This is a genomic window from Streptomyces sp. NPDC025273, assembly GCF_040638585.1.
Lineage (GTDB): Bacteria > Actinomycetota > Actinomycetes > Streptomycetales > Streptomycetaceae > Streptomyces > Streptomyces cinereorectus.
In genome coordinates, this window is record NZ_JBEZYP010000002.1 from 393,267 (window position 1) to 413,884 (window position 20,618).

Sequence of the window (20,618 nt, forward strand, 5' to 3'; positions counted from 1 at the left end):
TCTGTCCGAGGGAGATCTCAGGGACTTTCCATTGTGTGAGCGGGGAAGGCCCTGACCAGCGCCGAAAGACACGAACGCGCTGGTCAGGGGCTACGGCCTCAGCACTCGATGATGTTCACCGCGAGCCCGCCCCGCGCCGTCTCCTTGTACTTGACGCTCATGTCCGCGCCCGTCTCCTTCATGGTCTTGATGACCTTGTCGAGGGAGACCTTGTGGCTGCCGTCGCCGCGCAGCGCCATCCGGGCCGCCGTGACCGCCTTCACGGCCGCCATGCCGTTGCGCTCGATGCACGGGATCTGGACCAGACCGCCCACCGGGTCGCAGGTCAGGCCGAGGTTGTGCTCCATGCCGATCTCGGCGGCGTTCTCCACCTGCTCTGCGGAGCCGCCCAGGACCTCGGCGAGGGCGCCCGCCGCCATGGAACAGGCGGAGCCGACCTCGCCCTGGCAGCCGACCTCGGCGCCGGAGATCGAGGCGTTCTCCTTGAAGAGCATGCCGATCGCTCCGGCCGCCAGCAGGAATCGGACGACGTTGTCGTCCTTCTCCGCCTCGGTGCAGCCGCCGGCCGCGAAGTTCACGTAGTAGTGCAGGACGGCGGGGATGATGCCCGCCGCGCCGTTGGTCGGGGCGGTCACGACGCGGCCGCCCGCCGCGTTCTCCTCGTTGACGGCCATCGCGTAGAGGGTGATCCACTCCATCGCGTGCGCCTGCGGGTCGCCCTCGGCGCGCAGCTGACGGGCCGAGTTCGCGGCGCGGCGACGGACCTTCAGACCGCCGGGCAGGATGCCCTCGCGGGACATGCCGCGCGAGACGCAGGCCTGCATGACGCGCCAGATCTCCAGGAGGCCGGCGCGGATCTCGTCCTCGGTGCGCCAGGCCTTCTCGTTCTCCAGCATCAGGGAGGAGATGGACAGGCCCGTCTCCCGGGCGAGCCGGAGCAGCTCGTCGCCGGTGCGGAAGGGGTGCCTGAGGACGGTGTCGTCCGGGACGATGGGGTTCTCGCCGGCCACCGCGTCCTCGTCGACGACGAAGCCGCCGCCGACCGAGTAGTACGTCTTCTCCAGGAGCGGGGCGCCCTCGTGGTCGTACGCGAGGACCGTCATCCCGTTGGCGTGGTACGGCAGCGCCTTGCGGCGGTGCAGGACCAGCTGTTCGTCGGCGTCGAACGGGATCTCGTGCATGCCGAGGAGGTTGATGCGCCCCGTGGAGCGGATCTCCTCGGCCCGGGCATCGGCGCCCTCGACGTCGACGGTGCGGGGCGACTCGCCCTCCAGGCCGAGCAGGACGGCCTTGGGGGTTCCGTGGCCGTGGCCGGTCGCGCCGAGCGAGCCGTACAACTCGGCCCGTATCGACGCGGTGTGGGCCAGCAGGCCCTCGTTCTTGAGGCGGCGGGCGAACATGCGGGCCGCGCGCATCGGGCCGACGGTGTGGGAGCTGGACGGGCCGATGCCGACCGAGAAGAGGTCGAAGACCGAGATGGCCACGGGAGTACTCCTAAGGGGTTGGTAGACGCCGTTGTCTGCCATGTGGTGCGGGACGGGCCGGTGGGCTCGAAGAGCGCGGGGACAAGGGTGGGGGCACCGTGCTCACTCTTCAGTGTGCGCGGTGCCCCCACCCGGCGTGCAAACTGCGGGTGACCTACGTGAGGCCGGGGTACAGCGGGAACTTCCCGGCGAGCGCGGTCACGCGGGCCTTGAGGCCGTCGGCGTCGTAGGCCGGCTTGAGCGCGGAGGCAATGATCTCCGCGACCTCGGTGAAGTCCTCGGCCTGGAAGCCACGGGTGGCCAGGGCCGGCGTACCGATCCGCAGACCGGAGGTGACCATCGGGGGCCGCGGGTCGTTCGGGACGGCGTTCCGGTTGACCGTGATGCCCAGCTCGTGGAGCCGGTCCTCGGCCTGCTGGCCGTCCAGCTCGGAGTCGCGCAGGTCGACGAGGACCAGGTGGACGTCCGTACCGCCGGACAGGACGGAGACGCCCACCTCGGTCACGTCCGGCTGGACCAGCCGCTCGGCGAGGATGCGGGCGCCGTCCAGGGTGCGCTGCTGGCGCTCCTTGAACTCCTCGGTCGCCGCCACCTTGAAGGAGACCGCCTTGGCGGCGATCACGTGCTCCAGCGGGCCACCCTGCTGACCGGGGAAGACGGCGGAGTTGATCTTCTTGGCGAGCTCCTGCGTCGACAGGATGACGCCGCCGCGCGGACCGCCGAGGGTCTTGTGCGTGGTGGTCGTGACGACATGGGCGTGCGGCACCGGGTTGGGGTGCAGACCAGCGGCGACCAGGCCGGCGAAGTGCGCCATGTCGACCATCAGGTACGCGCCGACCTCGTCCGCGATGCGGCGGAACGCGGCGAAGTCGAGCTGACGCGGGTACGCGGACCAGCCGGCCACGATCAGCTTCGGCTTGGACTCCTTGGCGAGGCGCTCGACCTCGGCCATGTCCACGACACCGGTGTCGTCGACGTGGTACGGGACCACGTTGTAGAGCTTGCCGGAGAAGTTGATCTTCATGCCATGGGTCAGGTGACCGCCGTGGGCGAGGCTCAGGCCCATGATCGTGTCGCCCGGCTTCAGCAGCGCGAACATCGCGGCGGCGTTCGCCTGCGCACCGGAGTGCGGCTGGACGTTCGCGGCCTCGGCGCCGAAGAGCGCCTTGATGCGGTCGATGGCGATCTGCTCGACCACGTCGACGTGCTCACAGCCGCCGTAGTAGCGGCGGCCAGGGTAGCCCTCGGCGTACTTGTTGGTGAGGACGGAGCCCTGCGCCTCCATGACCGCGACCGGAGCGAAGTTCTCCGAGGCGATCATCTCGAGGGTGGACTGCTGACGGTGGAGCTCGGCGTCGACGGCGGCGGCGACGTCCGGGTCCAGCTCGTGGAGGGAGGAGTTGAGAAGCGACATCAGGTGGTCCCTTGGGTCTCAGTTACCGGAGAACTCGGTGTACTCGTCCGCGGAGAGAAGGTCCTTCGGCTCCTCCGCGACGCGCACCTTGAACAGCCAGCCGCCCTCGAAGGGAGCGGAGTTCACCAGCGACGGGTCGTCCACGACGTCCTGGTTCGCCGCGGTCACCTCGCCGGTCACCGGCGAGTACAGGTCGCTGACCGACTTGGTCGACTCCAGCTCGCCGCAGGTCTCGCCCGCGGTCACCGTGTCACCGGCCTCCGGGAGCTGTGCGTAGACGACGTCACCGAGCGCGTTGGCCGCGAACTCGGTGATACCGACCGTGGCCACGCCGTCCTCGAGGGCCGACAGCCACTCGTGCTCCTTGCTGTACCGCAGCTGCTGGGGGTTGCTCATGGTCTGAATTCTCCTGTACGCGGGGGAGTGCTGATGAACGGTGGTCTTGCGTGGTGAGACGGGACTACGTCACGTCCCGGGCGAGCGGGACTACTTCTCGCGCCTGTAGAAGGGCAGCGCGACGACCTCGTACGGCTCGTGCGCGCCCCGGATGTCGACGGCGACGCCTCCGGTGCCGGGCGCGGCGTACGCCGCGTCCACGTACGCCATGGCGATCGGCCTGCCCAGGGTGGGCGAGGGGGCGCCGGAGGTGACCTCGCCGACGACCCGCCCCCCGGCGACGACCGAGAACCCGGCGCGCGGGACCCTGCGGCCCTCGGCGACCAGACCGACCAGCTTGCGCGGGGGAGCGGTCTCGGCACGCGCGGCAGCCGCCGCCAGTGCCTCGCGGCCGACGAAGTCGCCCTCCTTCTCGAACTTCACGACCCGGCCGAGCCCGGCGTCGAACGGGGTCAGCGCCGTGGTCAGCTCGTGCCCGTACAGCGGCATGCCCGCCTCCAGGCGCAGCGTGTCGCGGCAGGAGAGGCCGCACGGGATCAGGCCGTGCGGGGCGCCCGCCTCGGTGAGCGCCTTCCACAGCCGCTCGGCGTGCTCGGGGGCGACGAAGAGCTCGAAGCCGTCCTCCCCGGTGTAGCCGGTACGGGCGATGAGCGCCGGGACGCCCGCGACCGTGCCCGGCAGGCCCGCGTAGTACTTCAGCCCGTCCAGGTCGGCGTCCGTGACGGACTTCAGGATGGCGGGGGACTCGGGGCCCTGGACGGCGAGCAGCGCGTAGGCGTCGCGGTCGTCGCGCACCTCGGCCTCGAAGGCGCCGGCGCGCTCGGTCAGTGTGTCCAGGACGAGCTGCGCGTTGCCCGCGTTGGCGACGACCATGTACTCGGCGTCACCCAGGCGGTAGACGATCAGGTCGTCCAGGATCCCGCCGTCCTCGGCGACGATCATCGTGTAGCGGGCCCGTCCCGGGCCGACGGTGGCGATGTTGCCGACCAGCGCGTGGTTCAGGAAGGCCGCGGCCTGCGGTCCGGTCACGGTGATCTCGCCCATGTGCGACAGGTCGAAGAGACCGGCCCGGGTGCGGACGGCGTTGTGCTCGTCGCGCTCGCTGGCGTAGCGCAGGGGCATGTCCCAGCCGGCGAAATCGGTCATGGTCGCGCCCAGCGAGCGATGCAGCGCGTCGAGGGCGGTGAGACGGGAGGCGGGGGCAGTGCTCATGGATACGGCTCCAGGGCATGACGACAGGGGACGATCCCTCCCCATCTGTCATCGGAACCTGAGAGGTTCGCCGGGACCCCCCGAAAGGGTCCTGGAGGGGGTCTGAACGGGTCAGCCCCTCCGGGTCGGCTTGCACCTTGGGTGGAGCCGCAGAGCGGCCCGCTTTTCAGATCTGCCTCATCCGCGCGGTACGGGGCCTGAGAGATTCAAGGGAGGAACTTGCTCCTTCGGCGCCCGGCGCACACAGTGACCGGGACTCTCCCGCGCGGATTCAAACGGCCGGTATGGAGTTGGCGGGGTCATCATCGCACGCATTGCGGGAGAGTGGGGTGTCCGGATCCGTACGGCCGTCCCGCGGCCGGAAGGCACCGGCACGGCGGCACGCCCGGCGCGACCCGTACGTCAGGAACGGGTTGTGCCGTATTACCTTTTCTTTACACTTCGTGGACAGGTCAGGTGTGGGTCACTCGGCAGGGGGAGGGCGATGACGTTGCAGCGCTACGCGACGACCACGGGAGCAGCGCGCGGTGCGATGCCCGCACAGCAGGGGGCACCCGCCGGGGAGCTTCCGGGCGCGCACGCGCCGGTGGTGCGTGATCTACGGGGCCGGGGCGGGCGCGGCCCGCGCAGCCTGGACTTCGGGGCGGGCGATGTGGTGGTGGTTTCCGGACTGCCCGGCAGCGGGAAGTCGACGCTGATCCGGCGTGCGGTCCGGGAGCACGCGATCGACTCCCAGGACACCAGGGACCGCTGGGCGGGCTCGCTGCCCGGCTTACTCCCGTACGCCCTGTACCGGCCGCTGGTGCGCGCCGCGCACTACATCGGGCTGTGGCGGGCGCTGCGCTCGGGCGGATCCGTCGTCGTGCACGACTGCGGTACGCAGGCCTGGGTGCGGCGGTGGCTGGCGCGGGAGGCGCTGCGCCGTGCCGCCACCCTGCACCTCGTCCTGCTCGACGTCACCCCGCAGGTGGCCAGGGCGGGCCAGCGGGAGCGCGGCCGCGGGGTGTCGGGCTACGCGTTCGCCCGGCACAGGCGCGCGGTCGGGCGCCTGCTGCGCGACACCGAGAACGGTCTGCTGCCGCCCGGCTGCGCCTCCGCGGTGCTCCTCGACCGTGAAGCCGCCTCGGCGATCACCCGCATCTCGTTTGCGGACGCATAGGCCGGGAATCGCCGTCCGGCTGTCCGGAATCTGGACGGTACGGCGGCGCCGGCCCGCGCCGTCGTCCGTGCCGCCGCCGTCCGCGCGCGGCTCGTCTATGGTTTCTGCCGCACAGCATGGCGAGAAGGGGACACAGACACCGTGGACATTCCGGCCCAGGCCCACGTCCATCCGCAGCACGGATGGCCGGCCAACGAGCTCGAAGAAGTGCTCAGCGCCTCGCTCGGCGTGCCAGGGGCCGGCAGCAGGCTGGTCGAGGTGCTCGGCCGCAGTCAGGTCTGGGTTCCCCTTCCGAACGGCGGCGGACCCGACAGCCCCGACCTGGACCTGCCGACGGTCGACATCGACGGCGGCGCGTACGTCCCCGTGTTCAGCTCCGAGGCGCAGTTCCTGCACTGCGTCGGATCCCATATGTCCTTCGCCGTCGCGCCCGCCCGGGAGTTCGCCCGCGGACTCCCGCCCCAACTGGGCATCGCGGTCAACCCGGGCGGGGCGGTCGGCGTGCCCGTCCCGCCGCCGGCGGTGGCCGAGCTCTGCAGGGCCGGACGCACCCCGCTGGACGGGCCCGGCGGCGGCCGGGTGCGGCTGTACGAGCCGGACTGGAAGCAGGACCCCGTCGACTTCCTTTCCGCGGTGGCCGCCGAATTCCAGGACGCCGGCGTGGTGAGCACCGCCCGCCGGGCGCTGGCCAGCATCGAGGGCGGCGACCCGGTCCTCTTCGTCGGCGTCGAATGCACCGCCTGGGACGGCGCCGGACAGGGTGCCCCGATGGACGCGCTGGGCCGTGCCCTGGGCCGGGTCCAGGCGCCCTGGCCGGTCAGTCTCGTCCTGCTCGACGTGACGCAGGACCCCGTGGGCGACTGGATGCTGGACAAGGTGAGGCCGTTCTACCGGCGCGAGGGGTACTGAGCACAGGCCGCCCCTGGCGTCGAGCCGGTGTCAGGGGCGGCACATAAGCTGGTTTGATGGCGGGGCCGCCCCGTTGTGCCCGGGAGCGGCGGAACGGCACCGCGAGGCAGCGGACAGCGGATCGATGAGGGGCGGGACCCAGGGTGAGTGCGTCAGGCACCGCGGCGGCCGGGCAGGTCGAGCACATGCTGCGGCAGGTGGCCCCCGGGCGTCTCGACACGTACGAGGCGCTGTTGCAGGCACTGTCCGACGGTCGGATCTGGATGCTGCTCTGGCACGGCACGGCGGGCTCACCCGATGCCCAGTACGGCAACATGGAGGTGGGCGGCCTCGGCTACGCCCCGTGTGTGACCTCCGCCCAGGAGCTCTCGGCCAGCGGCTGGAACAGGGCCCACGAGCTGATCACCGGCCGCGACGTCGCCCGCGCCCTCTTCCCCGACCGCTGGGGCATCTGGCTCAACCCGCACGCCCCCGGCGGCGGCGTCGGCATCCCCTGGCTGGACCTGCGCCGCATCGCGACGGGCCTCGACCGGATGCCGGCCGGCCCGCTGCGCCTGACCGAACCCGCCATCGAGCTCCCGCAGTTCTACGCCCTGCTGTCGCACAACGCCCACCGCACCCCCGCCGTCCGCGCGCTGCGCCGCGCCTGGGTGCAGCCCGCGCTCGGCGCCCCGTACCTCGCGATCGGACTGGACCTCTACGACACGGGCCGGCCGTCCGTCGACTCGGTCCGCGCGATGATGCGGCAGTCGATCGGCGTGGTCCCCGACGGGCTGCCGGTCTCCACCGTCTCGATGTCCGACGAGTACGACCCGGTCGCGATGTGGCTGCGCGTCAACTCCCGTCCGTTCTACGACCGGGAGGCGCACGCCCAGGCGGGCCCGCCGCCCGCCGCCGCTCCCGGGTACGGCTACCCGCCGTCACCGCTCCTCTGAACCGCCTGATGTCGAACCGGTTAACACCTGCGGGCAGGATGTCCCGTATCTGTCCGGTTTGTTGAGTGTCCGGGTCTCAGGTAGGTATCACCGCTATGCGGACTGTTCTCCGTACTGCTTCGCGAATGTAGTGTTCGGGCGAATCAATACCTCTCCACACACTGCTGACCTGGGGTGGACCCACCATGCGAATAAACAAGTCCCGAACCGTTCGGGCGATCACGGCGGCTGTGGCTGTCGGTCTGATCGCCACGGGCTGCTCCAGTGAGCGGGACAACGATGCCAAGGACGGGGCGAAGGACACCTTCGTCTTCGCCGGTGCGGGCGACCCCGGGTCCCTCGACCCGGCGCTCGCCAGCGACGGTGAGACCTTCCGGGTCACGCGTCAGGCGTTCGAAGCCCTCCTCGAGCACGAGTCCGGCGGCAGCAAGCTCGTCGGCGGACTGGCCGAGACCTGGGAGAGCAACGACGCCGGCACGGTGTGGACGTTCAACCTCCGCAAGAACGTGAAGTTCCACGACGGTGAGGCGTTCAACGCCGAAGCGGTCTGCGCGAACTACGACCACTGGTTCAACTGGGCGGGCACGTACCAGTCCAGCGCGGTCTCGTACTACTGGCAGTCCATCATGGGCGGCTTCGCGAAGAACGAGGACGCCGAGGCGCCCAAGGCGAACTACAAGTCCTGCACCGCGAAGGACGCCGAGACGGCGGTCATCGAGGTCAAGGAGCCCTCGGCGAACCTGCCCGGCGGCTTCTCCCTGCAGGCCCTGGCGATCCACTCGCCGAAGGCCCTCAAGGAGTACGAGAAGCAGGACGCGACCGCCAAGGGCGACGCGATCACGTACCCCAAGTACAGCCAGGAAGCCGGCACGGTCGCCGGTACCGGCCCGTACAAGATCACCAAGTGGAACAAGAGCAACAAGGAAGTCAGCCTCGAGCGCTTCGACGACTACTGGGGCGCCAAGGCCAAGGTGAAGAACCTGGTCTTCCGCACGATCGACACCGAAGAGGGCCGCCGTCAGGCGCTGCAGGCCGGTGACATCGACGGATACGACCTGGTCGCACCCGCCGACATCAAGACGCTCGAGGGCGAGGGCTACGAGGTCCCGACCCGTGACGTCTTCAACCTGTTCTACGTGGGCATGACCCAGTCGAAGAACAAGGCGCTGAAGAAGCCCGAGGTCCGCCAGGCCATCGCGCACGCCATCGACCGCGAGAACATCGTCAAGACCCAGCTGCCCGAGGGCGGCAAGGTCGCCACGCAGTTCATGCCCGACACGGTCGCCGGTTACTCGGACCAGGTGAAGCAGTACGCCTTCGACACCGCCAAGGCGAAGCAGCTCCTCAAGGACGCCGGCGAGAGCAAGCTCTCGGTCGAGTTCTGCTACCCGACCGAGGTCACCCGCCCCTACATGCCTGCCCCGCAGGACATGTTCGAGCTGATGAAGGCCGACCTCGAGAAGGCCGGCATCACGGTCGTCCCGAAGGCCATGAAGTGGGCCCCGGACTACCTGGACGCCACCGAGGCCGGCTCCTGCGCCCTGCACATGCTGGGCTGGACCGGTGACTTCAACGACGGCTACAACTTCATCGGCACCTGGTTCGCCGGCGCCGACAAGCAGTGGGGCTTCAAGGACGCCAAGGTCTTCGACTCGGTGAACGCCGCGTCGAAGGAGACCGACCCGGCCGCCCGCGTCGAGGCCTACAAGAAGGCCAACGAGACCATCATGGAGTACCTGCCGGGTCTCCCGATCTCGTCGTCGCCGCCCGCCATCGCGTTCGCCAAGAACGTCAACCCGCCGAAGGTCTCCCCGCTGACGCAGGAGAACTTCGCCGAGGTCTCCTTCAAGTAACCGCACATCAGTGGGTTCGCCCGGCCACAGCTTCCCGGTGGCCGGGCGGGCCCACTTTTCGACACGTAAGAAAGGGGCACGCGGGGTGCTGCGACTCGTCGTACGAAGACTGCTACAGCTCATACCCACCCTGCTCGGCCTGTCGGTTCTGCTCTTCCTGTGGCTGAACCGACTGCCCGGCGGACCCGCCTCAGCGATCCTGGGCGAGCGGGCGACCGAAGCCGAAGTGGCGCGCATCAACCGGGCGCTGGGACTCGACGAGCCCGTCTACGTCCAGTACTGGCGCTTCCTCAAGCGCATCTTCGAACTGGACCTCGGCACCTCCACCCAGACCGGTCAGCCGGTGTGGGACGAATTCGTCCTGCGCTTCCCGGCCACCGTGGAACTCAGCGTCGCCGCGATCATCATCGCGATCCTGGTCGGTATCCCGCTCGGCTACCTCGCCGCCCGCCACCGCGGCGGCTGGCTCGACGTGGCCTCGGTGTCGGGATCGCTGATCGGCATCTGTATCCCCGTGTTCTTCCTCGCGCTGATGCTCAAGGGCATCTTCGCGGTCGAACTGGGCATCTTCCCGAGCTACGGCAGGCTCTCCACCGGTCTCGACGCGACCGACGTCACCGGATTCGCCACCCTGGACGGCCTGTTGACCGGCGAGCTCGACGCGACGTGGGACGCGATCATGCACCTGGTGCTGCCCGCGATCGCCCTCGCGTCCATCCCGCTCGCCGTGATCGTGCGGATGACCAGGGCCAGCGTCCTGGAGGTCCTCGGCGAGGACTACATCCGCACCGCCGAGTCCAAGGGCCTGGAGAAGCGGGTCGTACGCGGCCGTCACGTGCTGCGCAACGCGCTGCTTCCCGTGGTCACCGCGGTCGGTCTGCTGACCGGCAGCCTGCTCTCGGGCGCGGTGCTCACCGAGTCGGTCTTCTCGTTCGGCGGCATCGGCTCCTTCATCCGTACCTCGATCGATGCCCGCGACTACCCGGTGCTGGTCGGGTTCATCCTCTTCATCGCGATGGTGTACGTCCTCATCAACCTGCTGGTCGACCTCGCATACAGCATCATCGACCCGAGAGTGCGGGTGCACTGACGTGACGACATTGACCAAGAGGGCCGACAAGATCGACCGGCTCGCCGAGCTGACCCAGCAGACCGAGTCGACCTCCGGTGCGAGCCTGTGGCGCGAGGCACTGCGGCGGCTCCGCAGCAGCAAGATGGCCATCATCGGCGCCGTCGTCATCGGCGCGTTCGTGGTGATGGCGATCGTAGGGCCGTGGGTCGCCCCGTACAGCCCCACCGCCCAGACCTGGCGCGGCGAAGTCTTCACCAACCAGGGCAAGTTCGTCGGCATGCGCGGCGAGAACTGGTTCGGCCTCGACCACCTGGGCCGCGACCTCTTCTCCCGCATGCTCGTCGGGGCACGCCAGACCCTGCTCGTGGGTGTGGTCTCGATGCTCATCGGCCTGGTCGTCGGCGCCGTCGTCGGTGTCCTCTCCGGAGCCGCCGCGACCCTCGGTGGCAAGGTCGGTCAGCGGATCGACACCGTGATCATGCGCATCACCGACCTCATGCTGTCGCTGCCCTCGCTGCTGCTCGCGGTCTCCGTCGCGGCGGTCATGGGCCAGTCCCTGACCACCGTGATGATCGCCGTCGGTGTCGTCCAGATCCCCGTCTTCGCCCGTCTGCTGCGTGGCTCGATGCTCGCCCAGGGCGGCGCGGACTACGTACTGGCGGCCAAGGCACTCGGCATCCGGAAGAAGCGGATCGTCCTCACACAGATCCTGCCCAACTCGCTCAGCCCGGTGATCGTCCAGGCGACGCTCAGCCTCGCCACCGCGATCATCGAAGCCGCGGCCCTGTCCTACCTCGGTCTCGGAAACCCGGACCCGGCGATCCCGGAATGGGGCGTCATGCTCTCCCAGGCGCAGCGGTTCTTCGACAACGAGCCGATGATGGCCGCCTACCCGGCCGTCGGGATCATCATCACCGCACTGGGCTTCACCCTGCTCGGCGAGGCCATGCGCGAAGCCCTCGACCCGAAGCTGCGAGGCTGATCTCCCATGGCACTGCTCAATGTTGACCAACTCAGCGTCACCTTCGGCGGACGCGGCCGCAAGGACTCCGTCGCGGTGGACGGCGTCTCCTTCACCGTGGACCAGGGCCAGGTCGTCGGCCTGGTGGGCGAGTCGGGCTGCGGCAAGTCCGTGACCTCGCTCGCCCTGATGGGCCTGCTGCCCGACAAGGGGGTGAAGGTCGGCGGACGTGTGGAGTTCGACGGCCAGGACCTGCTCACGATCAGCCGGCGCAAGCTCCGCGACATGCGCGGCAGCCAGCTCGCGATGATCTTCCAGGATCCGCTGTCCTCGCTGAACCCGGTGATCCCCATCGGCATCCAGGTGACGGAGATCCTTCAGCGCCACCGCGGCCTGAAGGGGGAGGCCGCCCGCAAGGAGGCCGCCGACCTGCTGGACCGGGTCGGCATCCCGGACCCGCGCCGGCGGCTGAAGGAGTACCCGCACCAGCTGTCCGGCGGTATGCGGCAGCGTGCGCTCATCGCCATGGCGGTGGCCTGCGCACCCCGGCTGCTCATCGCCGACGAGCCGACCACCGCGCTCGACGTGACCATCCAGGCCCAGATCCTGGAACTCCTCAAGGAACTGGTCGACCAGGAGGGCACCGCCCTGCTGATGATCACCCACGACCTCGGGGTCGTCGCCGGCATCTGCGACGAGGTCAACGTGCTGTACGCGGGACGGGCGGTGGAGTCCGCGGACCGGCGTGAGCTGTTCGCCGCGCCCACGCACCCGTACGCGCACGGACTGCTCGGGTCCATCCCGCGGCTGGACGCACCGCGCGGGGAACCGCTCCGCCCGATCCGCGGGTCGATCAACGACAAGATCGCCTGGGCCGACGGCTGCGCCTTCGCGCCCCGCTGCGATTTCTACACGATGGAGTGCCTCACGGGCACTCCCGAACTGACCGAACCACGCACGGCCGGACACCAGGTGCGCTGTGTCAACCCGGTCCTGCCCAAGGCGGAGGTTTCGGCATGAGCCTGCTCGAACTCGACGATGTGAAGGTCCACTTCCCCGTCAAGAAGGGTGTCTTCTTCGACCGTACGGTCGGCCACGTGTACGCCGTGGACGGCATCTCGCTGAGCGTCGAGGCCGGACAGACGTACGGGCTGGTGGGCGAGTCGGGCTGCGGCAAGACGACGCTGGGCCGGGCCGTGCTGCGGCTCGTGGACATCACCTCCGGTGAGGTCGTCTTCGACGGCACCGACCTGGCCAAGCTGCCGGACGAGGAGATGCGCAAGTTCCGCCGCCGGCTCCAGATGGTCTTCCAGGACCCGCTCGGCAGCCTCAACCCGCGGCAGAACATCGAGTCGATCCTCTCCGAGGGCATGGCGGCCCACGGGATCGGCACCGACCGGGCGGACCGCCGGGAGAAGATCAAGTCGATCCTCGCCAAGGTCGGCCTGCCCGCGAACTCGCTGTCCCGCTACCCGCACGAGTTCTCCGGCGGCCAGCGCCAGCGCATCGGCATCGCCCGTGCCCTGGTGCTCGAACCGGACGTGATCATCTGCGACGAGCCGGTGTCGGCCCTCGACGTGTCGATCCAGGCGCAGGTCATCAACCTGCTGGAGGAGCTGCAGGAGTCCCTCGGGCTCACGTATCTCGTCATCGCCCACGACCTCGCCGTCGTCCGGCACATCTCCGACGTCATCGGGGTCATGTACCTGGGCTCGCTGGTGGAGGAGGCGCCCAGCGACGCGCTGTACGCCGGGCCGAAGCACCCCTACACCCGGGCACTCATGTCCGCGGTGCCGGTGCCCGATCCGGAGGTCGAGGACCGGCGGGAGCGGATCCTGCTCCAGGGCGACCTGCCCTCGCCGGCCAATCCGCCGGCCGGCTGCCGGTTCCACACCCGCTGCCCGTGGGTGCAGGACAGGTGCGCACTCGAACGCCCGGTCCTGACGGACCTGGGTGACGGTCACAAGGTGGCCTGCCACTTCGCGGCCGAGATCGAGGACGGGACGATCGGCCTGACCCGCGCCACGGGGATCGAGGCGGTCGTGGGGACGGACAGGACGCCGGACACCGTGGACAAGGCTGCGGACAGGCCGGCGGACGCACCCGTCGAGGAGCCGGTCGGCGAGAAGGTGCCCGCGGCGGAGTTGCCCGCACAGAAGGCCTCCGCCGGTGAGCCGGTCGCTGCCGGGCCGGCCGCCGAGGAGCCGGTCGCGGACAAGTCCGTGGAAACGGCAGGGCCCGACGGTGAGGCGGCCGGCACGGCCGACGCTCCGGCCGGGGCGGCGGACGCGGCCGGGACCGGTGCCGAAGGGAAGACCGGTTCCGCCTGACGGTTCATGGCGACATCGTGGGCACCGGACGTTGTAGAACTGTCCGGTGCTCAACGAACTCTTCACTCCCTCCGTCCAGCATGCGCTCGACATCATCGGGATCTTCGTCTTCGCGATCTCGGGCGCCCTGCTCGCCGTACGCAAGAACTTCGATGTCTTCGGCATCGCGGTGCTCGCCGAGGTGACAGCGCTGGGCGGAGGGATCTTCCGTGACGTGATCATCGGCGCCCTGCCCCCGGCGGCCTTCACGGACCTCGGCTACTTCCTGACCCCGCTGCTCGCCGCCGGTCTGGTGTTCTTCCTGCATCCGCACGTCGAACGGATCCAGGTCGGCGTCAACGTGTTCGACGCGGCCGGGCTGGGGCTCTTCTGCGTCTCCGGCACGGTCAAGGCGTACGACTACGGGCTCGGTCTCACCGCCTCCGCCGCTCTGGGGCTGGCCACCGCGGTCGGGGGCGGTGTGCTCCGCGACGTACTGGCCAACGAGGTGCCCTCGCTGCTGCGCTGGGACCGCGACCTGTACGCGGTTCCCGCGATCGTGGGTGCGGCCATGGTGGTGCTCTGCATCCGTTTCGACGCCCTCAACGCCTATACCAGCGGCGCGGCGGTGATCACCGCGTTCGTGCTGCGGCTGCTGGCGATGCGATTCCACTGGCGGGCCCCGCGCGCCTACAACCGGCGCTCGGCCACGGCCGAGGAAACCCCGGCCGTCATCTGACCGCAACATAAAGCTACCGCTTAGTAATACGATCGGTGTACGGTGCATCCCATGGCACAGGCAGCAGCGCAGGCGCAGCGCACCACGCAGGCGACCATCGGCGACAGCGAGTTCGACCGGGACACCGCCGTCACCCTTCGCGAAGAGGGCGTCTACGACGCAGAGCTCTCCGCGGGCTGGACGATCATCCACGCCGTCAACGGCGGCTATCTCCTGGCCATGCTCGGCCGGGCGCTCGGTGAGGCGCTGCCGCACTCCGACCCCTTCTCGGTCTCCGCGCACTACCTGACCGCCTCCGTTCCGGGGCCCGCGGTGATCCGTACCCAGGTCGTCCGCACCGGGCGCACGCTCTCGACCGGAGAGGCCTCGCTCTTCCAGTACGCGCAGGACGGCTCCGAGGTCGAGCGCATCCGGGTGCTCGCCACCTACGGCGAACTGGACGGCCTGACCGACGACGTCCGTACGTCCGCCGAGCCGCCCGCCATCCCGCCGCGGGAGCACTGCCTCGGCCCGGCCGACGGTCCGGCGCCCATCCCCGGCAGCTCCGCCATCACCGAGCGGCTCGACATCAGGCTCGACCCGGCGACGATCGGCTGGGCCGTCGGCGCACCGTCCGGCAAGGGGGAGATGCGCGGCTGGTTCGGACTCGCGGACGGTCGCGACGCGGACCCGCTCTCGCTGCTCCTCACCGTCGACGCACTGCCGCCCACCTCGTTCGAGCTGGGGCTGAAGGGCTGGACGCCCACGATCGAGCTCACCACCCACATCCGCTGCCGCCCCGCCCCCGGACCGCTGCGCGTCTCCATCACCACCCGCAACCTCGCGGGCGGTTTCCTGGAGGAGGACGCGGACGTCTGGGACAGTGCCGGCCGTCTGGTGGCCCAGTCCCGCCAGCTCGCCCGCGCACCGCGCGGCTGAGACGGGCGGGCCCGCTCCCCGCCCGTCACCGGGGCCGACGAGGCGGTCCCGCGGCCCGGAGCCGGAAGTGCCCGGGGGCGCGGCGCCCGCTCACCGCACCGGCGGCGGTCACCGGGCCGTACGCCGGCGACGGGTGACACCGAGGTGTGCGGCGCGCCCTACGCGCTGACGGACCGCCAGGTCCGCTCCGGCAGGACGCGCGCGGCCTCGTCGAGGTCGACGTCCTCGATGCCGGACAGCCGGCGCCGGGCGACACCGACGACCGGGCCCAGGACCAGGGACTCGATCAGCGGCGGGGGGAGGGGGGCGAGCTCGCCGGACTCGATGCGGGCCAGGATCCAGAGGGTCAGCCCCGACACACTGACCCCGCTGGCCTGGTGACGGCACTGACGGTGAGGCCCTGCTCGCCCGACGCGACGTACACGCTCAGCGCGGCGTCCAGGAGCAGGCCGGAGGTGACCTCGCCGCGATGCTGCTTGGGGCTCATCGGACGGCCCTCCCTGCGATCGGTGAGGCGGGGCTCCTCGGGGCCGGCCCGGCCCGTGCGACCAGGCGCAGCCGGCTCCGCGCCACCCGGACTCGCCCGCCGCGCCCGCTGACGGTGGGACCCCGCTGCGTACCCCACCGGAACCGAAGGAGCCCGCACCATGACTCTCGCCGCCGGACTCACCCGCCGCTCCCGCGGTGCCCGTGGCGCCCACGGTGAGGCCGGGAGGGTCTCCCGCGAGGCCGACGGGCCGGCCGTCGCCTCGTTCGTGCGGGCGGGCGACAGGCCGTCCCGGGGCCGCCGAGGGAGCCTCGGCGCGATGCGCCCGCGATGCTCCCCGCCCGGGGCTCGTAGAATCGGGTCCACCATGGCCTACCTCGACCACGCCGCGACCACGCCGATGCTTCCGGAGGCGATCGCGGCGATGACCGCGCAGCTCGCCCTCACCGGCAACGCGTCCTCACTGCACGCCGCCGGGCGCCGTGCCCGCCGTACCGTCGAGGAGTCCAGAGAGACCCTCGCGGACGCCCTCGGCGCTCGCCCGAGCGAGGTGGTCCTCACCTCCGGCGGCACCGAGGCCGACAACCTCGCCGTGAAGGGTCTCTACTGGGCCCGCCGCGACGCCGACCCGCGGCGCACCCGGCTCCTCGCCAGCCCCGTGGAACACCACGCCGTGCTCGACGCCCTCGACTGGCTCGCCACGCACGAGGGCGCGACCGTCGAATACCTCCCCGTCGACCGGTACGGACGGGTGCACCCCGAGGCGCTGCGCGAGGCGGTCCTCCGCGACCCAGACGACGTCGCGATGATCACGGTGATGTGGGCCAACAACGAGATCGGCACGATCATGCCGATACGTGAACTGGCCGAAGTGGCACGCGAGTTCGACATTCCGATGCATGCCGACGCGGTCCAGGCCTTCGGTCAGCTGGAGGTCGACTTCGCCCGGTCGGGTCTGTCCGCGATGACCGTCAGCGCGCACAAGATCGGCGGCCCGTTCGGCGTCGGCGCGCTGCTGCTCGGCCGCGACTGCACGCCCGTGCCCGTGCTGCACGGCGGCGGGCAGGAACGGCATGTGCGCTCCGGCACCCTGGACGTGCCCGCCGTCGCCGCGTTCGCCGTCGCCGGCAGGCTCGCCGCCGACGGGCGCGAGGACTTCGCCCGCGAGGTCGGCGCGCTCCGCGACGAGCTGGCCGGAGCCGTGCTGCGGGCCGTCCCCGACGCGATCCTCGGCGGCGACCCGGCCCCCGGCGGCCGGCTGCCCGCCAACGCCCACTTCACCTTCCCCGGCTGCGAGGGCGACTCCCTCCTGCTGCTGCTCGACGCCCAGGGCATCGAATGCTCCACCGGCTCCGCGTGCACGGCCGGTATCGCCCAGCCCAGCCACGTGCTCCTGGCCACCGGCACCGACCCCGGCCTGGCGCGCGGCACCCTGCGCTTCTCGCTCGGGCACACCTCCACCACGAGCGACGTGGCGGAAGTCGCCCGGGCGATCGGCCCCGCCGTCGCACGGGCCAGGACGGCCGGGCTCAGCTGACCTTCGGCGCCTTCGCCGTCCTCGACGCCGCCCGGACCAGCTTCATGTAGCGGTCCCAGTCCCAGTGCGGGCCGGGATCGGTGTGGTCCGTGCCCGGCACCTCGACGTGCCCGATGATGTGCTCGCGGTCCACCGGGATCCCGTACCGCGCGCATATCGCGGCCGTCAGCCGCGCCGACGACGCGTACATCTCCGGCGTGAAGTCCTGCGGGCGGTCCACGAAGCCCTCGTGCTCGATGCCGATACTGCGCTCGTTGTAGGAGCGGTTACCGGCGTGGTACGCCACGTCGAGCTCCCGGATCATCTGCGTCACCCGGCCGTTCTGTCCGACGATGTAGTGCGTCGCCGCCTGGTGCGCCGGATCCTGGAAGACCTTGACCGCGCTGGCGAAGCTGCCCTGGGTGACGTGGACGATCACCCGGTCCACGCCGTAGTCGTCGGGGCGGTCGGCCCGCCGCCAGTTCGCCTCCGAGGCGGCCACCCAGCGGGCACCCGCGAAGTCCAGCTCACCCGGCTTGCGGGGCTTCTCCACGCCCGGCACCCGCCACCAGACCCGCCGGATCTCCTCCGTGGCCAGCGCGGCCGTGCCCACGGCCGCCGCACCGCCGCCGATCAGCAGCGTGCGTCTGCTGATGCCGCGCGATCCGCTTCCGGATCCCTGGGCCTTCCCTCTGGTCCCCATGTGATCGTCAACGATCGTCCGCGCGCATTCGGTTCCCGGGGCCCCGTACTCTGGACGGGCTATGACTCAGACCTTCCAGCGCCCCCTCCGTGTGCTCGCCGCCATGTCGGGCGGAGTCGACTCCGCCGTCGCGGCGGCCCGCGCCGCCGAGGCAGGCCACGACGTGACCGGTGTGCACCTCGCCCTCTCCGCGAACCCGCAGTCCTTCCGTACCGGAGCACGCGGCTGTTGCACCATCGAGGACTCCCGGGACGCCCGCCGCGCGGCGGACGTCATCGGCATCCCGTTCTACGTCTGGGACCTGGCGGAACGCTTCCGCGAGGACGTCGTCGACGACTTCGTCGCGGAGTACGAGGCGGGCCGCACGCCCAACCCCTGCCTGCGCTGCAACGAGAAGATCAAGTTCGCCGCGCTGCTCGACAAGGCGCTGGCGCTCGGCTTCGACGCCGTGTGCACGGGCCACTACGCCACCGTCGTGCAGAACGAGGACGGCACCCGGGAGATGCACCGCGCCTCGGACATGGCCAAGGACCAGAGCTACGTCCTGGGCGTCCTGGACGCCAAGCAGCTCGCCCACGCCATGTTCCCGCTCGGCGACACCCTCACCACCAAGGACGAGATCCGGGCCGAGGCCGAGCGCCGCGGACTCGCCGTCGCCAAGAAGCCCGACAGCCACGACATCTGCTTCATCGCCGACGGCGACACCCAGGGCTTCCTCGCGGACCGTCTCGGCGGCCCCGCGGAGGGTGACATCGTCGACGAGTCCGGTACGAAGGTGGGCACCCACGAGGGCGCCTTCGGCTTCACCATCGGCCAGCGCAAGGGCCTGCGCATCGGGCACCCCGCCCCCGACGGCAAGCCGCGCTACGTCCTGGACATCTCCCCGGTGAACAACACGGTGACGGTCGGCCCGGTGGAGGCCCTCGACGTCACCGCCCTCACCGCGATCAAGCCCCGCTGGTGCGGCACCGCACCGTCCGGTCCCGGCACGTACACCGCCCAGCTCCGCGCCCACGGCGGCGAGACCGAGGTGACGGCGGAGCTGGTGGACGGCGTCCTGCACGTCACCTTCACCGAGCCGGTCCGGGGCGTCGCCCCCGGCCAGGCGGTCGTCCTCTACGACGGCACCCGCGTCGTCGGCTCGGCCACCATCGCGACGACGGTGCGGCGCGAGAGGGCGGCCGCGGCCGGCTGATCCACGGGCCCCGGGCCGGGTCGCTCCCCTGCGACGACCCGGCCCGGAGCCACGCGGCCCACGACGCCCGGTGCGCGCACACGTCCCGGGCGAAGAAGTCCGCCAGGACCGGGGCGACCGCCCGCGCGGGCTCCCGGGTCCGGCCGGTCAGGGTGCGGTGGCGCGCCCGGGGGAGCGCCACCGCGGGGGCATGGGGCATCCGGCGCATCGGGGCGGCACCGGGACCGCCGCTCACCACCCGCTCCCTCGCCGTGACGGACGCGAACCCCTCGGCCGGGACCGCGCCGTCGCCCCGCCGGCGGCAGGGAATCGGCGTGCCGTCACGGGAGGGAGTCGTGTCCATGTGAGGGTGGACCGCGCCGCCGCCCAGAACTCATCGCCCGTGCGGGGAGATATGTCTGACGGTCAGTGGGCGATGAGATGCGCGTCGTAGAAGCAGAAGTGGTTCTTGATCGCGGCGACCTGTTCCCTGGGCTCCGGATACGCCCAGACGAGGTCCGCCGCGTCCGGCAGCGACCAGTAGGACGCGTCCCCCTTGAACGGGCAGTGCGTACGCGTGTCCGAAGGGATCAGCAGTTCCGTACGGACGTCCTCGGGCGGCAGGTAGTAGCGGTCGGGACAGCCCGTCTCGCGCAGCAGGAGCGGGCGGCGGCTCTCGGCGAGCACCTGCCCGTCGTGCACCGCACGCACGTGCGCGGCGACGGGCTCGACGGTGATGCGGTGTCCAGGAGTGGGAGTCATACCCGCTTCAGCCGCGCCGGGAGCCGGATTCTTCCCGCCCGGCCCGATTTCCGAGGCGGCCCGTACGGTGGGCGCATGAACATCTGCGTCCTCCTCTCCGCCGCCGACCTCGACGACCGTTACACCGTGCCCGCCCGCGAGTTCGCCGAGCTGCTGGGCCGTGGCGGGCACACCCTGGTCTGGGGCGGATCGGAGAGCGGGCTGATGAAGGTCGTCGCCGACGGGGTGCAGGAGGCCGGCGGGCGGCTCGTCGGGGTGTCGGTGGAGTTCCTGGCGGCGAAGGCGCGGGCGAACGCCGACGAGATGGTGATAGCCGCGGACCTGGCCGAGCGCAAGGCGCTGCTCCTGGCGAAGGCCGACGCGTTCGTGATCATGGTGGGCGGCGCGGGGACACTCGACGAGGCCACCGACATCCTGGAGCTGAAGAAGCACGGCAAGCACGCCAAGCCCGTGGTCGTGCTGAACACCGCCGGGTTCTACGACGGTCTGCGCCTGCAGTTCCAGCGCATGGAGGACGAGGGATTCCTGCCCGTCCCCCTCACCGGCCTGGTCTTCTTCGCGAAGGACGGGGTGGGGGCGCTCGCCTACCTCGAGGAGTCGGCCGGCCTGCGGTGA

The 20,618-nt window shown here is 70.9% G+C and carries 19 protein-coding genes, 1 pseudogene and 1 riboswitch; of the genes and pseudogenes, 13 read left to right on the forward strand and 7 right to left on the reverse strand.

The features are described from left to right. Positions 1 to 98: 98 nt before the first annotated feature. The 4 genes from AB0F38_RS06760 to gcvT form a co-directional block, all read right to left on the reverse strand. Positions 99 to 1,484, reverse strand: coding sequence for an L-serine ammonia-lyase (locus AB0F38_RS06760; protein ID WP_361887677.1), 1,386 nt, complete (start codon positions 1,482 to 1,484; stop codon positions 99 to 101). Between the two features lie 154 nt (positions 1,485 to 1,638). Next, positions 1,639 to 2,898: a serine hydroxymethyltransferase gene (gene glyA / locus AB0F38_RS06765; RefSeq protein ID WP_361887682.1), complete on the reverse strand. Its 1,260-nt coding sequence runs from the start codon at positions 2,896 to 2,898 to the stop codon at positions 1,639 to 1,641. 18 nt (positions 2,899 to 2,916) lie between these two features. Beyond that, positions 2,917 to 3,294: a glycine cleavage system protein GcvH gene (gcvH, locus tag AB0F38_RS06770; protein WP_361887685.1), complete on the reverse strand. Its 378-nt coding sequence runs from the start codon at positions 3,292 to 3,294 to the stop codon at positions 2,917 to 2,919. A 90-nt stretch (positions 3,295 to 3,384) separates the two neighbouring features. Further along, on the reverse strand, positions 3,385 to 4,506 hold the full coding sequence (gene gcvT, locus AB0F38_RS06775; protein WP_361887688.1) for a glycine cleavage system aminomethyltransferase GcvT: 1,122 nt from the start codon (positions 4,504 to 4,506) through the stop codon (positions 3,385 to 3,387). A gap of 176 nt (positions 4,507 to 4,682) precedes the next feature. Next, positions 4,683 to 4,780, reverse strand: a riboswitch (glycine riboswitch). 210 nt (positions 4,781 to 4,990) lie between these two features. Between gcvT and AB0F38_RS06780 the strand changes: the two genes are divergently transcribed. The 10 genes from AB0F38_RS06780 to AB0F38_RS06825 all read left to right on the forward strand — a co-directional run bounded on the left by AB0F38_RS06780 (position 4,991) and on the right by AB0F38_RS06825 (position 15,361). Then, positions 4,991 to 5,665: an AAA family ATPase gene (locus AB0F38_RS06780; protein ID WP_361887691.1), complete on the forward strand. Its 675-nt coding sequence runs from the start codon at positions 4,991 to 4,993 to the stop codon at positions 5,663 to 5,665. Between the two features lie 141 nt (positions 5,666 to 5,806). Further along, the gene (locus AB0F38_RS06785) at positions 5,807 to 6,574 is read left to right on the forward strand and encodes an enhanced serine sensitivity protein SseB (protein WP_361887694.1); all 768 of its coding nucleotides are present in this window, start codon (positions 5,807 to 5,809) and stop codon (positions 6,572 to 6,574) included. Between the two features lie 143 nt (positions 6,575 to 6,717). Beyond that, entirely contained in the window at positions 6,718 to 7,509 is a 792-nt protein-coding gene (locus tag AB0F38_RS06790) for an enhanced serine sensitivity protein SseB C-terminal domain-containing protein (protein WP_361887696.1), read from the forward strand. Positions 7,510 to 7,694: 185 nt separating this feature from the next. Continuing rightward, the gene (locus tag AB0F38_RS06795) at positions 7,695 to 9,362 is read left to right on the forward strand and encodes an ABC transporter substrate-binding protein (protein ID WP_361887699.1); all 1,668 of its coding nucleotides are present in this window, start codon (positions 7,695 to 7,697) and stop codon (positions 9,360 to 9,362) included. 85 nt (positions 9,363 to 9,447) lie between these two features. Further along, a complete protein-coding gene (locus tag AB0F38_RS06800; protein WP_361887702.1) occupies positions 9,448 to 10,452 on the forward strand; it encodes an ABC transporter permease in 1,005 nt (334 codons plus the stop codon). 1 nt (position 10,453) lies between these two features. After that, positions 10,454 to 11,416 (forward strand): ABC transporter permease, encoded by a 963-nt coding sequence (locus AB0F38_RS06805; RefSeq protein WP_361887704.1) that lies wholly within the window; start codon positions 10,454 to 10,456, stop codon positions 11,414 to 11,416. A gap of 6 nt (positions 11,417 to 11,422) precedes the next feature. Then, a complete protein-coding gene (locus tag AB0F38_RS06810) occupies positions 11,423 to 12,415 on the forward strand; it encodes an ABC transporter ATP-binding protein (RefSeq protein WP_361887707.1) in 993 nt (330 codons plus the stop codon). Continuing rightward, the gene (locus AB0F38_RS06815) at positions 12,412 to 13,725 is read left to right on the forward strand and encodes an oligopeptide/dipeptide ABC transporter ATP-binding protein (protein ID WP_361887710.1); all 1,314 of its coding nucleotides are present in this window, start codon (positions 12,412 to 12,414) and stop codon (positions 13,723 to 13,725) included. The genes AB0F38_RS06810 and AB0F38_RS06815 overlap by 4 nt, the downstream gene beginning before the upstream one ends. A gap of 46 nt (positions 13,726 to 13,771) precedes the next feature. Continuing rightward, on the forward strand, positions 13,772 to 14,443 hold the full coding sequence (locus AB0F38_RS06820) for a trimeric intracellular cation channel family protein (RefSeq protein ID WP_361887712.1): 672 nt from the start codon (positions 13,772 to 13,774) through the stop codon (positions 14,441 to 14,443). Between the two features lie 51 nt (positions 14,444 to 14,494). Further along, positions 14,495 to 15,361, forward strand: a complete 867-nt coding sequence (locus AB0F38_RS06825; protein ID WP_361887715.1) for a thioesterase family protein — start codon at positions 14,495 to 14,497, stop codon at positions 15,359 to 15,361. A 158-nt stretch (positions 15,362 to 15,519) separates the two neighbouring features. Here AB0F38_RS06825 and AB0F38_RS06830 read toward each other — a convergent pair. Continuing rightward, positions 15,520 to 15,848 (reverse strand): annotated as a pseudogene (locus AB0F38_RS06830) (hypothetical protein). Between the two features lie 367 nt (positions 15,849 to 16,215). On the opposite strand from AB0F38_RS06830, the gene AB0F38_RS06835 reads away from it, so the two are divergent. Beyond that, complete coding sequence (locus AB0F38_RS06835; RefSeq protein WP_361887950.1) at positions 16,216 to 17,385, forward strand: cysteine desulfurase family protein; 1,170 nt, start codon at positions 16,216 to 16,218, stop codon at positions 17,383 to 17,385. On the opposite strand, the gene AB0F38_RS06840 is transcribed toward AB0F38_RS06835, so the two are convergent. Beyond that, positions 17,378 to 18,067 carry an N-acetylmuramoyl-L-alanine amidase gene (locus tag AB0F38_RS06840; protein ID WP_361887717.1) on the reverse strand — a complete coding sequence of 230 codons (690 nt, stop codon included), beginning with the start codon at positions 18,065 to 18,067 and terminating at the stop codon, positions 17,378 to 17,380. The two genes, AB0F38_RS06835 and AB0F38_RS06840, sit on opposite strands and share 8 nt — an antisense overlap. A gap of 61 nt (positions 18,068 to 18,128) precedes the next feature. Here AB0F38_RS06840 and mnmA point away from each other — a divergent pair, with 61 nt between their 5' ends. Next, on the forward strand, positions 18,129 to 19,262 hold the full coding sequence (gene mnmA / locus AB0F38_RS06845; protein ID WP_361887720.1) for a tRNA 2-thiouridine(34) synthase MnmA: 1,134 nt from the start codon (positions 18,129 to 18,131) through the stop codon (positions 19,260 to 19,262). A 405-nt stretch (positions 19,263 to 19,667) separates the two neighbouring features. Here the strand turns inward: mnmA and AB0F38_RS06850 are convergent, their stop codons facing one another. Next, positions 19,668 to 20,003 carry a DUF427 domain-containing protein gene (locus AB0F38_RS06850; protein WP_361887723.1) on the reverse strand — a complete coding sequence of 112 codons (336 nt, stop codon included), beginning with the start codon at positions 20,001 to 20,003 and terminating at the stop codon, positions 19,668 to 19,670. Positions 20,004 to 20,078: 75 nt separating this feature from the next. Here AB0F38_RS06850 and AB0F38_RS06855 point away from each other — a divergent pair, with 75 nt between their 5' ends. Then, positions 20,079 to 20,618 carry a TIGR00730 family Rossman fold protein gene (locus AB0F38_RS06855; protein ID WP_361887726.1) on the forward strand — a complete coding sequence of 180 codons (540 nt, stop codon included), beginning with the start codon at positions 20,079 to 20,081 and terminating at the stop codon, positions 20,616 to 20,618.

Bases quoted from the DNA above. Each gene is read 5' to 3' on its own strand.
- glyA (WP_361887682.1), bottom strand. From the start codon at position 2,898: ATGTCGCTTCTCAACTCCTCCCTCCACGAGCTGGACCCGGACGTCGCC.
- gcvH (WP_361887685.1), bottom strand. From the start codon at position 3,294: ATGAGCAACCCCCAGCAGCTGCGGTACAGCAAGGAGCACGAGTGGCTG.
- gcvT (WP_361887688.1), bottom strand. From the start codon at position 4,506: ATGAGCACTGCCCCCGCCTCCCGTCTCACCGCCCTCGACGCGCTGCAT.
- AB0F38_RS06780 (WP_361887691.1), top strand. From the start codon at position 4,991: ATGACGTTGCAGCGCTACGCGACGACCACGGGAGCAGCGCGCGGTGCG.
- AB0F38_RS06795 (WP_361887699.1), top strand. From the start codon at position 7,695: ATGCGAATAAACAAGTCCCGAACCGTTCGGGCGATCACGGCGGCTGTG.
- AB0F38_RS06810 (WP_361887707.1), top strand. From the start codon at position 11,423: ATGGCACTGCTCAATGTTGACCAACTCAGCGTCACCTTCGGCGGACGC.
- AB0F38_RS06815 (WP_361887710.1), top strand. From the start codon at position 12,412: ATGAGCCTGCTCGAACTCGACGATGTGAAGGTCCACTTCCCCGTCAAG.
- AB0F38_RS06825 (WP_361887715.1), top strand. From the start codon at position 14,495: ATGGCACAGGCAGCAGCGCAGGCGCAGCGCACCACGCAGGCGACCATC.
- AB0F38_RS06835 (WP_361887950.1), top strand. From the start codon at position 16,216: ATGGCCTACCTCGACCACGCCGCGACCACGCCGATGCTTCCGGAGGCG.
- AB0F38_RS06840 (WP_361887717.1), bottom strand. From the start codon at position 18,067: ATGGGGACCAGAGGGAAGGCCCAGGGATCCGGAAGCGGATCGCGCGGC.
- mnmA (WP_361887720.1), top strand. From the start codon at position 18,129: ATGACTCAGACCTTCCAGCGCCCCCTCCGTGTGCTCGCCGCCATGTCG.
- AB0F38_RS06850 (WP_361887723.1), bottom strand. From the start codon at position 20,003: ATGACTCCCACTCCTGGACACCGCATCACCGTCGAGCCCGTCGCCGCG.
- AB0F38_RS06855 (WP_361887726.1), top strand. From the start codon at position 20,079: ATGAACATCTGCGTCCTCCTCTCCGCCGCCGACCTCGACGACCGTTAC.